This window comes from Chlorogloeopsis fritschii PCC 6912 (assembly GCF_000317285.1).
Classification (GTDB): domain Bacteria; phylum Cyanobacteriota; class Cyanobacteriia; order Cyanobacteriales; family Nostocaceae; genus Chlorogloeopsis; species Chlorogloeopsis fritschii.
In genome coordinates this window covers 1-1854 of sequence record NZ_AJLN01000025.1, presented here as the reverse complement: position 1 = coordinate 1854, position 1854 = coordinate 1, and the positions used below count along the sequence as shown (strand labels likewise).

Annotated in this window: 2 protein-coding genes; one reads left to right on the top strand and one right to left on the bottom strand. The window is 36.6% G+C overall.

Annotation, left to right across the window (positions count from 1 at the left end):
• Positions 1 to 134 precede the first annotated feature (134 nt).
• Entirely contained in the window at positions 135 to 548 is a 414-nt protein-coding gene (gene tnpA, locus UYC_RS0101430) for an IS200/IS605 family transposase (RefSeq protein ID WP_016879211.1), read from the bottom strand.
• Between the two features lie 67 nt (positions 549 to 615).
• Between tnpA and UYC_RS0101425 the strand changes: the two genes are divergently transcribed.
• Positions 616 to 1839 (top strand): RNA-guided endonuclease InsQ/TnpB family protein, encoded by a 1224-nt coding sequence (locus UYC_RS0101425; RefSeq protein ID WP_040432011.1) that lies wholly within the window; start codon positions 616 to 618, stop codon positions 1837 to 1839.
• Positions 1840 to 1854: the final 15 nt, after the last annotated feature.

The following is a 1854-nucleotide window of genomic DNA, read 5'->3' as shown; positions in this document are numbered from 1 at the left end:
CTTTAGCTAAAACCGCAAGAAGCCTCTCACTTACCGCGAAGCGGAAGTGATGAGATGAATTGCGGGTGAGTTGACGACAATCTTCCGACCAATGCTGAAAGCGAGGGAGGAAGATATGGAGGAAACGAGCAGTCTTAATCTTCAGGTTGCTGCTGATTTTCAATGTATTTTCGTAGTGTTGAAACGGTAACTCCTCCACAACTAGCAACAAAGTAAGATCCATTCCAAAAAGCATCTTTACTATAAAATCTTGCTAAGTGTTCAGAAAATTGCTGTCTTAATTTTCTTGATGACACTGATTTTAAATTGTTAATTAACTTACTAAGTTCAATGTCAGGATGATATTGAAAAAGTAAATGAATGTGATTTTCTTCTCCATTAAATTCTATAAGTTTGCAGTCCCACTTAATTAACAATTCTTCAAAGACATTATGAAGACGCTCTAACATCTCTACTGTTAAAGCGTTTCTTCTATATTTTGTAGTTAAGACAAGATGTACTTTGAGATTACTTACAGACCGTCCTTTTGAAACGAAATCATTTTTCATTTACTATTTTCTAAAATCAGTGTATATTAAAAGCATAACACTAATTAACGAAGGTGGTGATAAACAGTTGAGAACAGCGTACCAGTACAAACTACGCCCAACAAAACAGCAAGCAATAGAAATAGACAGATGGCTGTCTATGTTGTGCGCTCAGTATAACTATTTGTTGGCAGATAGATTTAACTGGTATGAGCAAAATCGATGTCCGGTTAATGCTTGTCCTCTTGTTTGTCATTTACCCGAATTAAGGGACAATCCAGACTATTATTCTCAAAAGAAAACATTACCTGAACTTAAAAAAACGCATCCTCACTATGGTGATATTTATTCACAGGTTTTGCAGGATGTAGTTAAGCGGGTTAAGGTAACTTTTGATAGATTTCTCAAGGGTGATAGTAATGGGAAAAGAAGTGGTAAACCAAGGTTTAAATCTAGAAGTAGATATAAAACCTTCACTTATCCGCAAATAAAAGACGGATGTTTGCAAGATAACTTAATTAATTTACCAAAACTAGGAAAAATCAAGGTTATTCTGCATCGTCCATTGCCTGATGGATTTAAAGTCAAAACTGCTTCTGTCACTAAAAAAGCAGATGGTTATTATTTAACTCTGAGCTTAGAGGATTCTACAGTTCCAGAAATCAAACCAGATATAAATCCAGAATCAATAACTGGTATTGATATGGGATTAAAAGAATTTTTGACAGATGCCAAAGGCGAAGCTGTTGCTATTCCTCAACACTATCGCAAAGCTCAAAAACGCCTGAGAGTTATCCAAAAACGTGTTTCACGGCGAAAGAAGGGTAGTAATCGTAGAACAAAAGCAGTTAAGCAACTAGGTAAACAACATAAAAAAGTTGCTGATAAGCGCAAAGATTTTCACTTTAAAACTGCTAGCAACTTACTGAAAAAATATGACGTAATTGCACATGAAGACTTAAACATCAAAGGACTATCAAAATCTAGACTTTCCAAGTCTGTGCATGATGCAGGATGGGGTAACTTCTTATCAATACTGACAAACAAAGCCGAAAATGCTGGTTTGTTGGTAATACCTGTTAAAGCATCTGGTACAACTCAAGAATGTTCTAGTTGTGGTGCAAAAGTACCTAAAAAGCTACATGAACGATGGCACGAATGCAGTTGCGGTTGTTCTTTGAATCGTGATCATAATGCAGCCATTGTAATAAGAAAAAGAGCCGAGGGGCATCCGGTTCTTAAAGCCAAGAGTCTCCTACGCAATAGCCGGATTGTCTTGGAAGCCTACACTTACTGCGAAGCAGAAGTGTAGGAGTATGTCACAAAA

What these genes read in the sequence shown, in the direction of transcription:
- tnpA (WP_016879211.1), bottom strand. Translation starts at nt 548, where the DNA reads ATGAAAAATGATTTCGTTTCAAAAGGACGGTCTGTAAGTAATCTCAAA.